The organism is Flavobacterium sp. W22_SRS_FP1 (assembly GCF_052113685.1).
Lineage (GTDB): Bacteria > Bacteroidota > Bacteroidia > Flavobacteriales > Flavobacteriaceae > Flavobacterium.
On record NZ_JBGQOE010000024.1, the window covers coordinates 37,898 to 53,618 of the forward strand.

Annotated in this window: 14 protein-coding genes, 2 tRNA genes and 1 pseudogene; 11 read left to right on the forward strand and 6 right to left on the reverse strand. The window is 36.6% G+C overall.

Going from position 1 to position 15,721, the window contains the following annotated elements; genetic code table 11:
• Nucleotides 1–26 precede the first annotated feature (26 nt).
• The 3 genes from ACEN2H_RS12515 (at nt 27) to ACEN2H_RS12525 (ending at nt 2,070) form a co-directional block, all read left to right on the forward strand.
• The gene (locus ACEN2H_RS12515) at nt 27–554 is read left to right on the forward strand and encodes an NADPH-dependent FMN reductase (RefSeq protein ID WP_441732868.1); all 528 of its coding nucleotides are present in this window, start codon (nt 27–29) and stop codon (nt 552–554) included.
• Between the two features lie 264 nt (nt 555–818).
• On the forward strand, nt 819–1,694 hold the full coding sequence (gene fabD, locus ACEN2H_RS12520) for an ACP S-malonyltransferase (RefSeq protein ID WP_441732870.1): 876 nt from the start codon (nt 819–821) through the stop codon (nt 1,692–1,694).
• Nucleotides 1,695–1,854: 160 nt separating this feature from the next.
• Nucleotides 1,855–2,070: a hypothetical protein gene (locus ACEN2H_RS12525; protein ID WP_441732872.1), complete on the forward strand. Its 216-nt coding sequence runs from the start codon at nt 1,855–1,857 to the stop codon at nt 2,068–2,070.
• Between the two features lie 42 nt (nt 2,071–2,112).
• Here ACEN2H_RS12525 and galE read toward each other — a convergent pair whose 3' ends face one another.
• On the reverse strand, nt 2,113–3,126 hold the full coding sequence (galE, locus tag ACEN2H_RS12530; protein WP_441732873.1) for a UDP-glucose 4-epimerase GalE: 1,014 nt from the start codon (nt 3,124–3,126) through the stop codon (nt 2,113–2,115).
• Between the two features lie 94 nt (nt 3,127–3,220).
• The gene (locus ACEN2H_RS12535; protein WP_441732875.1) at nt 3,221–4,351 is read right to left on the reverse strand and encodes a DegT/DnrJ/EryC1/StrS family aminotransferase; all 1,131 of its coding nucleotides are present in this window, start codon (nt 4,349–4,351) and stop codon (nt 3,221–3,223) included.
• Between the two features lie 221 nt (nt 4,352–4,572).
• Between ACEN2H_RS12535 and ACEN2H_RS12540 the strand changes: the two genes are divergently transcribed.
• Entirely contained in the window at nt 4,573–5,799 is a 1,227-nt protein-coding gene (locus ACEN2H_RS12540) for a 3-deoxy-D-manno-octulosonic acid transferase (protein ID WP_441732876.1), read from the forward strand.
• A 474-nt stretch (nt 5,800–6,273) separates the two neighbouring features.
• The gene (locus ACEN2H_RS12545; protein WP_441732878.1) at nt 6,274–6,462 is read left to right on the forward strand and encodes a hypothetical protein; all 189 of its coding nucleotides are present in this window, start codon (nt 6,274–6,276) and stop codon (nt 6,460–6,462) included.
• 80 nt (nt 6,463–6,542) lie between these two features.
• On the opposite strand, the gene ACEN2H_RS12550 is transcribed toward ACEN2H_RS12545, so the two are convergent.
• From ACEN2H_RS12550 to mutS, 4 genes are all read right to left on the reverse strand, one after another.
• A complete protein-coding gene (locus tag ACEN2H_RS12550; protein WP_441732880.1) occupies nt 6,543–6,890 on the reverse strand; it encodes a DUF1508 domain-containing protein in 348 nt (115 codons plus the stop codon).
• A gap of 121 nt (nt 6,891–7,011) precedes the next feature.
• Nucleotides 7,012–7,097, reverse strand: a tRNA-Leu gene (locus ACEN2H_RS12555).
• Nucleotides 7,098–7,108: 11 nt separating this feature from the next.
• A tRNA-Gly gene (locus tag ACEN2H_RS12560) sits at nt 7,109–7,184 on the reverse strand.
• 149 nt (nt 7,185–7,333) lie between these two features.
• Nucleotides 7,334–9,940 carry a DNA mismatch repair protein MutS gene (gene mutS / locus ACEN2H_RS12565; RefSeq protein WP_441732882.1) on the reverse strand — a complete coding sequence of 869 codons (2,607 nt, stop codon included), beginning with the start codon at nt 9,938–9,940 and terminating at the stop codon, nt 7,334–7,336.
• A gap of 162 nt (nt 9,941–10,102) precedes the next feature.
• Between mutS and ACEN2H_RS12570 the strand changes: the two genes are divergently transcribed.
• The 6 genes and pseudogenes from ACEN2H_RS12570 to ACEN2H_RS12595 all read left to right on the forward strand — a co-directional run.
• Entirely contained in the window at nt 10,103–10,546 is a 444-nt protein-coding gene (locus ACEN2H_RS12570; RefSeq protein ID WP_441732884.1) for a DUF1573 domain-containing protein, read from the forward strand.
• 71 nt (nt 10,547–10,617) lie between these two features.
• A complete protein-coding gene (locus ACEN2H_RS12575) occupies nt 10,618–11,154 on the forward strand; it encodes an RNA methyltransferase (RefSeq protein ID WP_441732886.1) in 537 nt (178 codons plus the stop codon).
• A 27-nt stretch (nt 11,155–11,181) separates the two neighbouring features.
• A complete protein-coding gene (locus tag ACEN2H_RS12580) occupies nt 11,182–12,123 on the forward strand; it encodes a hypothetical protein (protein WP_441732887.1) in 942 nt (313 codons plus the stop codon).
• Nucleotides 12,105–13,553 carry a T9SS type B sorting domain-containing protein gene (locus ACEN2H_RS12585; RefSeq protein WP_441732889.1) on the forward strand — a complete coding sequence of 483 codons (1,449 nt, stop codon included), beginning with the start codon at nt 12,105–12,107 and terminating at the stop codon, nt 13,551–13,553. The genes ACEN2H_RS12580 and ACEN2H_RS12585 overlap by 19 nt, the downstream gene beginning before the upstream one ends.
• Nucleotides 13,554–13,608: 55 nt before the next feature.
• A pseudogene (locus ACEN2H_RS12590) lies at nt 13,609–14,469 on the forward strand (IS1595 family transposase).
• Between the two features lie 346 nt (nt 14,470–14,815).
• On the forward strand, nt 14,816–15,721 hold a 906-nt coding region (locus ACEN2H_RS12595), incomplete at its 3' end, for a hypothetical protein (protein WP_441732891.1).

Here is a 15,721-nt window from a genome sequence, read left to right on the forward strand (position 1 = left end):
TTTACAAATTAAATAAAGAAACAACTATGAAAAAAATTATCGCTTTTGGCGCTTCATCAAGCAAAAAGTCAATCAACAAACAATTAGCTGCGTACGCTGCAGGACAATTTGAAAATGCTTCGGTTGAAGTTTTAGATTTGAATGACTATGAAATGCCCATTTATTCCATGGACAAAGAAACAGAAAGTGGCATTCCAGAACTGGCAACAGATTTTTATAACAAACTTGGAACTGCAGACTTACTCGTCATCTCTTTTGCAGAACACAATGGAGCGTACTCAACTGCTTTTAAAAACATTTTTGATTGGACTTCAAGAATACATTCTGAAACATTTCAAAACAAACAAACGCTGATAATGTCCACGTCACCAGGACCAAGAGGCGGAAGCTCCGTTTTAGAAATAGCAAAAAACCGTTTTCCTTTTCAAGGCGCAGCGGTAAAAGGAAGCTTTTCTTTACCAAGTTTTAATGAAAATTTTGACGTAAAAGACGGAATAACTAATGAAGATTTAAAAAATCAGCTGCTAGAAATTGTAAATTCAATTACGCTGTAACATGACCTAAAAACACATTATCTGAAGAAGAACAGCAATTTTATTGCAAAAAGCGTTGTGTTAAGCAACGCTTTCTTTATTTTTTAAAGTTTTCAACTGCCTCTTTGATACTCTAATCTCGAGGAAAACCCTAGCAGAAATTGCGGTGCTCAGGTACATAAATATCCCAAAAAATAACTAGTGTCGACGCTCCTAAAAAAAGTGTTATTTTTGCAGTCGGTTTTATATTCATACCATGAAAACCTTAAACTTTAAACAAATTTTATGAAAGCATACGTTTTTCCAGGTCAAGGAGCTCAGTTCACAGGAATGGGTAAGGACTTATATGAAAATTCGGCATTAGCCAAAGACTTATTTGAAAAAGCAAACCTTATATTAGGTTTTCGTATTACAGACATTATGTTTGAAGGTACTGCCGAAGAGTTAAAAGAAACCAAAGTTACCCAACCAGCCGTGTTTTTACACTCGGTTATCTTGGCCAAAACTTTAGGTGCCACTTTCAAGCCAGAAATGGTAGCGGGACATTCTTTAGGCGAATTTTCAGCATTGGTAGCCAATGGTAGCTTATCATTTGAAGACGGACTAAAATTAGTTTCACAAAGAGCCTTAGCGATGCAAAAAGCTTGCGAACTAAAGCCTTCGACTATGGCGGCTGTTTTAGGACTTGCTGATAATGTTGTCGAAGAAGTATGTGCTTCAATCGATGGCATCGTGGTAGCAGCCAACTATAACTGTCCTGGACAATTGGTGATTTCGGGAGAAACATCAGCTGTTGAGAAAGCTTGTGAAGCCATGAAGGCTGCAGGAGCAAAACGAGCTTTACTTTTGCCTGTTGGTGGCGCATTTCACTCGCCAATGATGGAACCGGCAAGAGAAGAATTAGCTGCAGCTATTGAAGCGACCACATTCTCCACTCCCATTTGCCCAGTGTATCAAAATGTAACGGCAACTGCTGTGTCTGATGCAAATGAAATCAAGAAAAACTTAATTACACAATTGACTGCTCCCGTAAAGTGGACACAATCCGTGCAACAAATGATAAAAGACGGAGCTAGCTTGTTTACAGAAATAGGTCCAGGAAAAGTCTTAGCGGGATTGATTGGAAAAATTGATAAAGAAGTGGCAACGGCTAAAGCATAAACCCTCAATAAGGAATTAATGATGAACAAATTTGCCCTTCGCAAAAAGCTTTGGGCAAATTTTTTATCTTTTAATTTCATAGATTACAATTTTGGGTAAAAAGTTGTACATTTAATAATCATGATTCTTTAGAATCATTAATTATTAAAACCTTAAAAAAATGAGAAAAATATTTTTAAGTTTAGCCTTTGTTTTAGCATTGATGACCTCTTGTAAAGAAAAAACGCAAGATAAAATGGGAGAAGCAACTGAGGCTGTTAAAGACGAAATGTCAGATGCTGCAGACACTACAGCAGCAAGAGTTGACAATGCTATTGAAACCGGAGCTGCAAAAGTTGAAGAGGTAGCTGAGGACGCAAAAGACGAGCATAAATAGATTAAAAAAGGCTGCCAGATGGCAGCCTTTTTTATTTCAAATTTAACTTCTCACTTTCTGCTCCCATTTCCATGCACTAGCCATGGATTCTTCGAGTGATGATTGTGCTTTCCAACCAAGGATGTTATTCGCTTTGTCAGTGTTGGCGTAAGCCGAGGTAATATCTCCTTCTCTACGACCCACTATTTTATAAGGCAATTTTTGTCCGCTTACTTTTTCGAATGCCTTGATCACTTCTAATACAGTACTTCCAGTTCCAGTTCCCAGATTGAAGGTTTCCACTTTAGCGACATTCTTTTTGTTCAGTAATCGCTGTAAAGCAACAACATGGGCTTTCGCCAGATCTACAACATGAATGTAATCTCGCACAGCAGTACCATCTACGGTAGGATAATCGTCTCCATAAACGGACAGTTCTTTACGTAAACCGAAACCCGTTTGAGTAATGAATGGAACTAAATTTTGAGGAACGCCAATAGGTAATTCACCAATCTCAGCAGAAGGATGAGAACCAATTGGATTAAAATAACGCAACAAGATAGCATTGACGTTAGTGACTTTAGCTACATCAGTGATAATTTCCTCCCCTATTTGTTTGGTATTGCCATAAGGCGACATTGCCTCCTGAATTGAAGCGTCCTCTGTAATTGGCATTATTTCAGCCTGACCATAAACGGTACAAGACGAACTAAAAATAAGGCTCGCATCGGTTTTTTTCTGCAACTCCTGAAGAATGTAAACTAGAGTATTGATGTTATTTTCATAATACAACAATGGGTTTTCCACACTTTCCCCAACTGCTTTAGAAGCAGCAAAATGAATAACACCCGCTACATCGCTATGTCTTTTGAAAAACTCTTGTACTTTGTCTTTTTCGCGCAAATCTAACTTTTCGAATGCCGGAATTTTTCCTGTTATATTTGAAATTCCGTCCAATACATCCAATGAAGTATTAGAAAGGTTATCAACAATTATCACATCAAAACCTTCGTTTTGCAATTCGACAACAGTATGAGACCCTATAAAACCTAAACCTCCGGTAACTAATATTTTCATTTTATTTCGTTTTCTTTTAAGGCTGCAATCGATTCATCACAATCTTGTATTATTCGTAAATAAAAAAACGCGATAAATCGCGTCTCAATATTCTTTATTTAAAAAACTCTAAAACACTATCGGTAATGAATTTTATTTGTTCGTCATCGAGCTCAGTATGCATCGGTAGCGAAATCACTTGCTTTACCAACTGATTTGTAACCGGAAAGTCTTCCTCATTGTATCTAGAATCCGTGTACGCTTTCTGCAAATGCAATGGTATCGGGTAGTAAACAGCACAAGGAATACCTTTAGCTAACAAATGTTGCATCAACGCGTCTCTATCAGCATCTATGATTCGCAATGTATATTGGTGAAAAACATGACAGTCGCAAATGTCACAAATACTTGGAGCAAAAATATGTTTGTTCCCTTCAAAAGCCGAACTATATTTTCTGGCTGCATCTTGTCGAGCGGAGTTGTATTGATCTAAGAATGGCAACTTAGCGTTCAAAACGGCCGCTTGAATACTGTCCAAACGGGAATTCACTCCTACCACGTCATGATGGTAGCGCTCGTACATTCCGTGATTTACGATTCCTCGCAGTGTATGAGCCAACACATCATCATTTGTGAAAATTGCTCCGCCGTCACCGTAACAGCCCAAGTTTTTAGAAGGGAAAAACGAAGTAGATCCTACGTGACCTATAGTTCCTGCCTTATGTTTAGAACCATCAGAGAATTTGCAATTAGCGCCAATGGCTTGTGCATTATCCTCAATCACAAATAGATTATGTTCTTTGGCGACAGCCATAACAGCTTCCATATTTGCAGCACGCCCAAACAGATGCACAGGAACGATTGCTTTTGTTTTTGGAGTGATTGCACGTCTAATGCCCTCGATAGAAATATTCATGTTATACATGTCAACATCTACTAACACTGGAGTAAGCTGCAATAAAGCAATTACTTCTACGGTAGCGGCAAAAGTAAAATCGGCAGTAATAACCTCATCCCCTGGCTTTAAACCTAGTCCCATCATAGCAATTTGCAATGCGTCAGTACCATTTGCACAAGGGATCACATGCTTTACACCCATATACTCCTCAAGCGATTTTTGAAACTGATGAACTTGCGGCCCATTGATGTAAGTATTTGTATCTAAAACTTCCTGAATAGAATCATTTACAGTAGTCGCGATTTTATCATATTGACTTTTTAGGTCAACCATTTGGATTTTTTTCATTTATATTTTATTTAAACCAGTTAACCCCACAACTAAAAAAGCTCCACAGCATCTAAAAATAGCTACGATTCTATTTTGTATTTAAACTGTTTCAATCTTTTAAATCGAAGTATCCGCTTTTGGCTATTTTTAAATTCTCAAGTACAAAAATATGAATTTAAGCATGAAGATTTAAATGATAAACAAAAGAAACTGTATTTTAGCAAAATAAAAAATCCGGTATGCTTTTCTTTTATAACATCGTAATGCAAATTACGGGTTTACTCTTAAAATTAATCGCTTTATTCAGTTCAAAAATCAAGCTTTTTGTGGAAGGCCGCAAAAATGTTTTTGTCGTTTTGGAACAGAAAATCAAAGCTTCGGATAGAACAATCTGGTTCCATGCAGCATCACTTGGTGAATACGAGCAAGGCTTACCCGTAATTGAAAAAATCAAAACAGAATATCCATCACACAAAATTGTCATTACTTTTTTCTCGCCTTCAGGCTACGAAGTCCGCAAAAACAATGTAGTTGCAGACGCGACCGTTTATCTGCCTATTGACACTAAAAGAAATGCAAGAAAATTCGTAAAAATAGTTCACCCTGAAATGGCGTTTTTCATAAAATATGAATATTGGTTAAACTACCTTAACGAACTTAAGGCCAAAAATACGCCGACCTATTTGATTTCTGGAATTTTTAGAAAAAACCAAATGTTCTTCAAATGGTATGGCGGGTTTTACAGGAAAGCATTGGACGGCTTCTCCTATTTTTTTGTGCAAAATGAATCTTCAAAAAAGTTATTGCTTGATCTAGGAAAATCAAACGTAGCTGTTTCCGGTGATACTCGTTTTGACAGGGTCTCGGCAATTTTAGAAAAAGATAATTCTTTGGAGTACATTTCTCAGTTCAAGGATAATACACTGACAATAGTAATTGGTAGTTCCTGGCCAAAAGACGAAACGCTATTGCTTGATTTTATCAACAAAAATGAATTTAATGTCAAATTCATTATCGCACCCCACAACATAAAAGACAACCAGATAGCAGTTCTAAGAAGCAGCATCACAAAAAAAACAGTTTTGTTCTCAGAAATGGAAGGCAAAAACCTCGCTGATTTTGATGTTTTTATAATAGACAGCATTGGCATTCTTACAAAAATCTATAGTTATGCTGACATTGCTTACGTGGGAGGAGGTTTTGGGAATCCAGGTGTCCATAATTTACTGGAACCGGCTACTTTTGGCATCCCAATCGTTATAGGTCCCAACTATTCCCATTTTGCAGAAGCGACTGCTTTGGTCAATATGGGCGGATGTCACTCTATTTCGACTAAAAAAGATCTGAATGACACATTTAAAGATTTGATCTTAAATGATGCGCTCAGAAATGAAAAAGGACATATTTGCAGCACTTTCGTATTAATGAATAAAGGCGCAACAAACATCATCATGAAAACCTTGTAAGTTTGGTGTCTATTAAGGATAGATTCCTTGTCTATATCTTAAGTATTTTACACCGATTTACTTTAAGCAAAGCAAAAACATCTCCCAACTGAATCAGAACAAAAAACCCTTGTCTTGCTGACGTAATTTACCACCTAAATAACGGCCAAACAAAATTTTAGTAGTACTAAAATTTTTATCAATACTCTTTTATAAAAATATAATATATTTAAAATCAATTAATTATAAACAAACTTCAGAAGTGGAAAAAACTGAAGCCAAATAGTAGCTCTTAAAAAAAAAAATCCCAATTTTCAAGTAATTCAAAATAGACAACTCATTTTCGAGGCCATATTTTCCTGCGTTTTAACTGACATATCGTGCAAAGTAAGAAATGGAATATTATTTTTAAAAAAATAAATAAAAAATTATAAACGTATTAAAAAATGTATATCTTTGCGACGAATTAATAATTAACCTTTATATTAAATTAAGATGAAAAAAGTATTTTTAAGTTTAGCATTTATTGCAGTTTTGACTGTTGTTTCTTGTAAAAAAGCTGACGCTGCTGCTGAAGAAGTTGTTGCTGCTGACACTACTGCTGTAGTTATGGACTCTGTTGCTGTTGATACTGCTGCTGTAGCTGTTGATTCTGCTGCTGTTGAAGCTCCTGCTGCTGAGTAATTTCAAATTACAAAAAAAATCAAAGCCATCCGTGCAAACGAGATGGTTTTTTTTATGCCTAAAAATAAATTCCACAGGCTTTAATCCTCAAATTTAAAATCATTATTAGAAAAGTCTAAAATCTCCGCTTCGAAGCCATATTTAACTATTTCGTCAATCCCTTTCTGAACCATTAGTTCCGTTGTATACTTTCTACTAGTAGCCATAACCACATCATCTACCACTACCCTAAAGAAAAATTTTCCGCTAGTGGTCTTAAACTTCGCAAAAGCACAGCTTTGAAAAACTGATCTTACATACTCCACATCAGCCTCACAATCCATCCTTAACTCGTATGCTTTACTTGTAAAAATCGTTTTCCCTTTTCTAGAAGTGAGCTCAAACTTATAATCTCCGCTAAATCGTTTAGTAATTACAAAAGAAGCCATATTTCGATTAGATAATATTTAATTTAAAAACCAACAAAAACTAAAGTTTACTTCTAAATTTTTATTTGAAAAGCAGCCCCTATATAAACAAAAAAAGCCTCTTCAAAAGAAGAGGCTTTAGTACTCAGAGCGGGACTTGAACCCGCACGAACATTGCTGTTCACTGGATTTTAAGTCCAGCGTGTCTACCAATTTCACCATCCGAGCATAATATGGTTTGGAGCGAAAAACGGGGCTCGAACCCGCGACCTCGACCTTGGCAAGGTCGCGCTCTACCAACTGAGCTATTTTCGCATTTTCATTTATTAAAAAGAACCGCGATACTTGTTCTGTATTGCGGATGCAAATTTAGGACATTTATTGAATTACACAAGCCTTTTTTACAAAAAAATTAAAGATAAAAGTTAAACTATTGATAACCTAAACTTTAAAAGCGAATACGTTTATTTTCTGGTGAGCATTCTTTTTATTTCGTTCAATTTCATCAAGGCTTCCATCGGTGTTATCGTATTTATATCTAAATTCAGGATTTCCTCTTTGATTTCCTCCAACAAAGGATCGTCTAAATTAAAGAAACTCATTTGCATTTCGTCTTTCTCTGATTTTATGCCATTCAACACGTCGCTGGAATGATCTTTCTCTAATTTCTTCAACAACTTTTGCGCTTTCAAAATTACGATTTGAGGCATTCCTGCCATTTTTGCAACATGAATTCCAAAGCTGTGGGCACTTCCTCCTTTTACTAGTTTTCTGATGAAAAGAACAGTGTCTTTCAGCTCCTTTACAGAGACATTATAATTCTGAATCCTTAACAAAGATTCGCTCATCTCATTTAGCTCATGATAATGGGTTGCAAACAGCGTTTTAGGCCTCGAGGGATGTTCATGTAGGAACTCCGCAATCGCCCAAGCGATGGAAATACCATCATAAGTACTGGTTCCCCTCCCGATTTCGTCTAATAGGACCAAACTTCTGTCGGAAATATTGTTCAGAATCGAGGCGGTTTCATTCATTTCTACCATAAAGGTAGATTCACCCATAGAAATATTATCACTCGCTCCCACTCTGGTAAATATTTTATCGACGGTTCCCATTCTTACGCTATCAGCGGGAACAAAACTCCCCATTTGAGCCAGAAGTACGATTAACGCCGTTTGACGCAATATGGCAGACTTTCCAGACATATTAGGACCGGTTATCATTATCATTTGTTGGGTTTCCTGATCGAGGAAAATATCATTTGGTATATAAGGCATTCCCACCGGCAATTGCTTTTCGATGACAGGATGTCTCCCGTTCTTGATTTCCAGCTCGAATGTTTCGTCAAGTTCAGGACAAACATATTTGTTTTCGATAGCTAACTGCGTGAAAGAACACAGGCAGTCTAACTGTGCTACTAAATTAGCATTCAACTGAACCGGTTTTATGTAAGTTGCAATCCAAGCGACCAATTGCTCAAATAACTCCGATTCTATTTTTTGTATTCTTTCTTCAGCACCCAGAATTTTAGTCTCATATTCTTTCAACTCCTCTGTAATATAGCGCTCTGCATTTACTAGGGTTTGTTTACGAATCCACTCTGAAGGTACTTTATCTTTATGCAAGTTTCTAACTTCAATATAATACCCAAAAACGTTGTTGAAAGAGATTTTCAAAGAAGAGATTCCCGTTAACTGAGATTCCCGCTTTTCTATCCCGTTCAAAAAGTCTTTGCCAGAAGTTGAAATCGCTCTTAACTCATCCAATTCTTCGCTAATGCCTTTAGCAATGGCATTCCCTTTGGCGATAGCTACCGGTGCATCTTGATTTAATGTAGTTTTAATCTTTTCACGCAGTAAATCGCAGCTATGCAAATTATCTCCAATAATCCTTACGGCATCTTGCGGACTTTCTAAAGCCAATTTTTTTATAGGAATAATAGCATCCAGCGATTCTTTGAGGTAAACGACTTCTCGAGGAGACACTTTTCCCGCGGCTATTTTAGAAATCAATCGTTCCAAATCTGAAATCTGTTTAATCTGCTGCTGCATACTTTGCAACACTTCTTGATTTTCTTTCAAGTAGGAAACTACCTGATGACGACTTCGAACCTTATTACTATCTTTTAATGGCAATGCAAGCCAACGTTTGAGCAAACGTCCTCCCATGGGGGAAAGCGTTTTATCAATTACATCCAAAAGCGTGACAGCATTTGGATTGTAACTCTGATACAATTCTAAGTTACGAATCGTAAATCGATCCATCCAAACATACGCGTCTTCAGCTATACGTTGAACAGAAGTGATGTGTTGAACTCTGTTATGCTGTGTTTCGGATAAGTAATACAAAATCGCTCCCGAAGCAACAATCCCTTCTTTCAAATCTTCGATACCAAATCCCTTTAAGGAAACCGTCTGAAAATGTTTTGTTAAGGTTTCGAATGCATAATCCTCTTTATAAATCCAATCCTCTAAATAAAAAGTATGATAATCCTCCCCAAAAATTTCGCGAAATTCATTTTTATTGTTTTTTGGAATCAAAACCTCGCTTGGACTAAAGTTTTGCAGCAGTTTATCAATGTATTCCGCATTCCCTTGGGCAGTAAGGAACTCTCCCGTAGAAACGTCCAAAAATGAAACTCCAATTGACTTGTTGGCAAAGTATACTGAAGCTAAAAAATTATTTGTTTTTGAGTTTAAAACCTCATCATTCATGGAAACCCCTGGAGTAACTAATTCAGTCACACCCCGTTTCACAATAGATTTTGTCATCTTTGGGTCTTCTAATTGGTCACAAATTGCGACACGAAGACCTGCCTTTACTAATTTAGGCAAATAGGTATTTATCGAATGATGGGGGAAGCCAGCTAAAGCAGTTTCTGTAGCGGAACCCGCTCCTCTCTTGGTCAAGGTAATTCCTAGAATCTTAGCAGCTCTTACCGCATCATCCCCAAAAGTTTCATAAAAATCGCCTACTCGAAACAACAAACAAGCATCAGGATATTTCCTTTTGATTTCGTTATATTGTTTCATTAACGGTGTTTCTTTAACTACTTTATCTTTAGCTGCCAAATTTTTTATCTTTAAAAAGGTGATTGTAACAGCAGCGAATTTAATTATTAAATAGTGAATAACTAAATCCTTGAAAAAAAATTAATACTTTTTCGACGATTTTAATTAATTGGCATGATATTTTCTTTAAATTTGTTCCTATAACTTTAAACTTCAAAAAAAATGAGAAAAATAATTTTACTAGCTATGCTAACCGTTTTAGGAGTTACAACTTCTAACGCCCAAGAAACTACAAAAAAAATAAAGGCAACTACTGCGAAGGTTGCTAAAGTAGACGGAGCTGGGATGGCTTTTGTATCAGAAACAATTGATTACGGGACGATTGCACATAACGCAGACGGAAAACGTGAGTTTGTATTTACAAACAACGGAACCAAGCCACTAATCATAACAAACACCCAAGGTTCATGTGGCTGTACAGTTCCTACTTCTCCAAAGGAACCAATCGCTCCAGGAGCAAAAGGAATTATAGGTGTAAAATATGCAACTGACAGAGTTGGTGCTTTCACAAAAACGGTAACTGTAACATCAAATGCCGCAGGACAAGCAACTAGAGTGCTTACCATCAAAGGTACTGTTTTGGCTGACGAAGCTACAAAAAGCTAAATTTTAATTAACATAAAGAAAAAGCTTCCCTTAAATCGGAAGCTTTTTTTTTGACTAAACCTCAAAATGGCATGAGAAAGCTAGAAAACAGCGAATTGGATCGAAAATCAATTGAAGCTTTTAAAAAATCCGAAAAAACTCCAATTATTATCGTTTTAGATGATGTTCGCAGTCTACACAATATCGGTTCCGTATTTAGGACTGCCGATGCTTTTTTGATTGAAAAAATCTATTTATGCGGCATCACAGCAACCCCTCCAAATAAGGAAATCCATAAAACTGCGCTAGGCGCCACCGAAACGGTAACTTGGGAGCACATCGGAAATGTTATTGATGTAATTGAAAATTTGAAGCGTGACAAAATAACCACCTTAGCCATAGAGCAAGTTGAAAGTGCCCTATTTCTTCAAGATTTTAAAGTAACAAAAGGAGAAAAATATGCGCTGGTATTTGGTAACGAGGTCCATGGGGTTTCACAAGAAGCGGTTGCGGCTTGTGATGGTTGTATCGAGATTCCACAACTGGGAACGAAACATTCTTTGAACATTTCAGTCAGTGCTGGGATTGCAGTGTGGGATTTGTTTCAAAAACTAAATTGGCCGAAATAATTAATTTAAAAGCCATACTTTTACGGAATGCGCCCAAACAAATCCTTCTACATCACTTCGTTTTTTATACTTCTTATTTCAAATCAGAATTTTGCAAATTTTAACTACTCAAAACTACCGTTAAAACATTCTCTGTTTGCAATTGATGCTACTCCTATAATTACAGCAACAGGAAATCAAATCTATTGCCCAGGAACATCAATGAAAATTGTTACCAACGTAACAATTACTGATCCTGACAATGTGATAAATGAGATTTACATTCAAATATCTTCTGGATACGTTAATGGTCAAGATTTATTAACACTAAGCAACCCTCTCTTACACCCCACAATTAGTTTAGGACCCTTTAACACAAACACAGGAAAAATCAGGCTTTATGAAAGTGGAACATCAGCAACGGCAGCTGATTTTGAAGCAGCTATTAAAGATATTGAATTTAGCAATTCAAGTACTTCACCAAATGGTATACGGAACTTTTCTATAAGTATAGGTCAAGCCAATTATTTACCTCGAAACGGCCATTACTACGAGTTTATCCCTAGACTAGGCATTACCTGGACTAATGCTAAAATCGCCGCAGAAGCCAATAATTACTATGGTTTACAAGGTTATTTAGCGACGCTGACTGCGACTGATGAGGCAAAAATTTCGGGTGAACAAGCTGCTGGTGCTGGATGGATTGGTGGAAGTGATGCAGAAACAGAAGGTATTTGGAAGTGGGTTACAGGACCAGCAATTGATAGAGTTGTATTTTGGAATGGTGCTGTAAACGGATCGTCTCCAAACTTTTCACTTTGGAACAATAATGAACCGAACCAAGAAGGAAATGAAGATTACGCACACATTACTGCTGCTGGAGTTGGCCTTTCAGGTTCATGGAATGATTTATCGAATGCTGGCGAGCCAAATGGGAATTACCAACCTAAGGGATTGTTGAATACGGCGGCATGCCCGGAGATCCAATAATTCAAATCTCAGCGAGTACCACCATAATTATTCCAAGAATAGAGAGTACGACCCCAGGTTCCATATGCGCCTCTGGAAACGTTACCCTACAAGCCACTACCTCAAATGGCACAGCATATTGGTATACGACAGAAACTGGGGGTTCAGTTATAGATACAGGAAATTCATTTACTACGCCAACAATTTCTACAACAACCACTTACTTTGTGGATGCAAGAAATGGGAGTTGTCCAAGCGTCTCAAGAACGGAGGTTATTGCCACCGTAAGGACATTACCAACAATTAATTCAACTTCTGCTACGCCCGTTTGTGATTCAGGAACTGCGACTTTAAGAGCAACAGCTTCATCGGGGGCGATAAACTGGTATGCGGCTTCGACGGGAGGACCCCTATTAGGATCTGGAACAATATTTACAACTCCAAGTATTGACACAACGACAACATATTATGTGGCTGCCATATCAAATGGCTGTACAAGCGAAACACGAACCGCTGTCAAAGCAACTGTAAACGAGTCACCAAATGTAAGCTCAACTACTCCATCATCTGTATGCGGTTCAGGAACTGTCACCTTAGCAGCAGAGCCTTCGGATGGGAATATAAATTGGTACACTGCATTAACCGGTGGCTCTTCATTATCTAGCGGCAACTCTTTTACAACTCCTACTATAGACACAACAACAACTTACTACGCTGAGCCTATTTTAAATGGCTGCACTGGACCAAGAACTGGAGTGACTGCTACAGTATACCCTATTGCTACCACTATGGAGGAAATGTTTTTATGCCAAGGAGAAAGCACTACCTTAGACGCTTCCATCTCTGGCATGAAATACTTATGGTCACCCAGCGGAGAAACCACCCAAAGAATTACTGTTTCAACTATAGGTCTACACAGCGTTACTATTAGTTCCCCGACTGTTATTTCCTGTGACTCGAAAAAAGACATTAGCGTCACAGAACGACCAGAACCTGTTATAAGTTCGGTTCTGGTGAATGAAAATTCAGTTACTATAGAACTCGTGAACTCTGAAAGCTACTATGAGTATTCGATTAACGGCTTAGATTTTCAAGTTTCAAATGAATTTTCTTATATCTCTAGCGGACAATACACCGCTTTTGTTAGAGACAATAACGAATGTAACTTAGTAGCGCAAGATTTCACCGTCTTTACTATTGCAAAATATTTCACTCCAAACAATGATGGGTTCAATGACCTATGGGAGATAAAAGAAATGGCGGATTACCCTAATTCAAGTGCTCAAATTTTCAACCGATATGGTAAGTTAATAATAAACCTAACTTCCTCTAATTATAATTGGGATGGAAAATACAGTAGCGCACTATTACCAGCAGATGATTATTGGTACCGTTTAAAACTAGACGAAAGCTCTCCTGAAGTGATAGGCCATTTTACATTAAAGCGTTAATAAAAATTTTAGAGCTTTAAACATGTTTTTTATCTTTCTTAAAAGAAATATATTTATGGAATCATTCAAAGGGGAAATTATAATCCATTTTTTTTGAATAATTCAAAACGGATTTAGATTATTTACAATATTTGACTTCAATAAAGTGAAAAGAAGATTTTCAATGGTCAAAATATAATCCTAATAAATTAACTGTTCGGAAATCAAACTTTTCGAGAGATTTCAATTTGTGTCATCATGCTGAAAGTCCAAAAGCTAATGCCCTTTTTCATAAAGTTAAATTCGGCACTTATAAAGCATTTGGGATTGTTTTTGAAATGACCGCCACACCAAAAAGCTTGTCTTCTTCACAAATGACGAAGCGATACCCTGTAAGTCGACCAACTGCATGACTATTTATTTATAAAGTTCATTAGCTATCAAAAGCGGTATGTTGAACCCAATTGCAGGTACTATTTACGTTGATGTATTTGTTTACGAAAGAAATAAAATTTTGAGCAAGAACGAAGTAACGATGGTAAGAAAAAGAAAATCGTAGCCGCTGTTGAATTTGATGAAAAAAATGGTGCAAAAAGAGTTGATGATTATTCTTGTGATGAACTCTGTAAAACTTTCCACTGTCATATCTCAACTCAAGCTTGCGTAAAAACAGATAAATAGACTGGCTACATGCCCTAAAACACCAATAAAATATTGAGTAAATAAAAAGTATTACTTCTGGTTATTTTTAAAATGAATACTGTAATTCACCAGGTAAAAACATGATTGATTGATGAATACATATTGATGGATAAATGAACAGAATGTCGTAAAATCCTTAGATGAATATAGCTATCGATTAAACAAGTCAATACACGAGCAAAGTAGATTTGACAATGTAATTATAATAATGATGAACCTAAATCATATTCTTTAGTAAAGAATTAAAACAAGTATATAAGTTTACATCTCTATTTTTAAATAAAACTCACGTAATATAGTCTTTTACCATGTATAGTTTTTGTAGAGGTAAGTATTTTGAAGAACTAATCATAATTGACTTAATTTGACAAAATTAAAAAATGGATTTAAATTATTTTGACAAATAAGCTAAGGTTTATAAAAATTTAATAATTCTGAAATTATCAAATTTTAGTTTTTTTTACATTTTTAAAAATGAAAGCAGAATTTGGTTTTTGTTCAAATTATTCTATTTTTCTAAACTCAAATTGGATCAGCTTGTTTTTTTTAAACAATCAGCAGCCTTTTAAAAAATAAATTAAATGTTTAAATACCTGATAGTATTATTTTTAATCTTACAAACGAATTTTTCATTTGGCCAGACTGTTTTGCCTACTCAGAACCAAACTGATGCTACAATAGGGGTTGATAGGAAAGCTTTTCGTGGTTTAGGTGATACTTCTGCTAGCAGTGATGGTTATGCCCATGACTTCACATTGCCAGCAAGGACAAATCCTTGTGAACAGATTACAGGTATAAGGGTGGATATAAGTATCACAAACTACACTACTGCCGGTTCGTGCCCCCCTTATGCAACCTATTACAATCTATTTTATGGATGCAGTTCATACGCTGGAGGTGCTACGTGTTTGCCAGCGACTGCTTTGCTCGCAGAACCTAATTATTTGCCCAATACAAGCCCTCCGCCATTTATTTTTGGAAGTCCTTGGGGGATTCCCGTTAATCCTAATATTGTACCTGATTTTGGAGGCAATTTAAGTGTAGACATAATACCTGTAACTACCCCTGGTTGTAATGCTGTAGCTAGTGGAAATATAAGTTATGAATATACTATAAAGGTTACTGTTACAGTTACAAACACAATACCTCCGCAACCCCCAGTAGTAGATTGTTGGGATAACTTTGTATATAACACAACAACTTGCGTTTGGGATAATATAGGAACTCAAGATCTAATGCCTGCTGTTGTAAACTGTTGGGATAACTTCGTATTTAACTCCGGAACTTGTTCATGGGATAACGCAGGAACTCAAAATCCAATACCAGCTGTTGTAAACTGTTGGGATAACTTCGTATTTAATACAACCACTTGTATATGGGATAACAATGGAACTAAAGATCCCCTGCCTACTGTTGTAAACTGTTGGGATAACTTCGTATTTAACTCCGGAACTTGTTCATGGGATAACGCAGGAACTCAAAATCCA

Bases quoted from the DNA above. Each gene is read 5' to 3' on its own strand.
- ACEN2H_RS12525 (WP_441732872.1), top strand. From the start codon at position 1,855: ATGAGAAAAATATTTTTAAGTTTAGCCTTTGTTTTAGCATTGATGACC.
- galE (WP_441732873.1), bottom strand. From the start codon at position 3,126: ATGAAAATATTAGTTACCGGAGGTTTAGGTTTTATAGGGTCTCATACT.
- ACEN2H_RS12580 (WP_441732887.1), top strand. From the start codon at position 11,182: ATGCGCCCAAACAAATCCTTCTACATCACTTCGTTTTTTATACTTCTT.
- ACEN2H_RS12585 (WP_441732889.1), top strand. From the start codon at position 12,105: ATGCCCGGAGATCCAATAATTCAAATCTCAGCGAGTACCACCATAATT.
- ACEN2H_RS12575 (WP_441732886.1), top strand. From the start codon at position 10,618: ATGAGAAAGCTAGAAAACAGCGAATTGGATCGAAAATCAATTGAAGCT.
- ACEN2H_RS12515 (WP_441732868.1), top strand. From the start codon at position 27: ATGAAAAAAATTATCGCTTTTGGCGCTTCATCAAGCAAAAAGTCAATC.
- ACEN2H_RS12540 (WP_441732876.1), top strand. From the start codon at position 4,573: ATGCTTTTCTTTTATAACATCGTAATGCAAATTACGGGTTTACTCTTA.
- ACEN2H_RS12550 (WP_441732880.1), bottom strand. From the start codon at position 6,890: ATGGCTTCTTTTGTAATTACTAAACGATTTAGCGGAGATTATAAGTTT.
- ACEN2H_RS12535 (WP_441732875.1), bottom strand. From the start codon at position 4,351: ATGAAAAAAATCCAAATGGTTGACCTAAAAAGTCAATATGATAAAATC.
- ACEN2H_RS12545 (WP_441732878.1), top strand. From the start codon at position 6,274: ATGAAAAAAGTATTTTTAAGTTTAGCATTTATTGCAGTTTTGACTGTT.
- ACEN2H_RS12570 (WP_441732884.1), top strand. From the start codon at position 10,103: ATGAGAAAAATAATTTTACTAGCTATGCTAACCGTTTTAGGAGTTACA.
- fabD (WP_441732870.1), top strand. From the start codon at position 819: ATGAAAGCATACGTTTTTCCAGGTCAAGGAGCTCAGTTCACAGGAATG.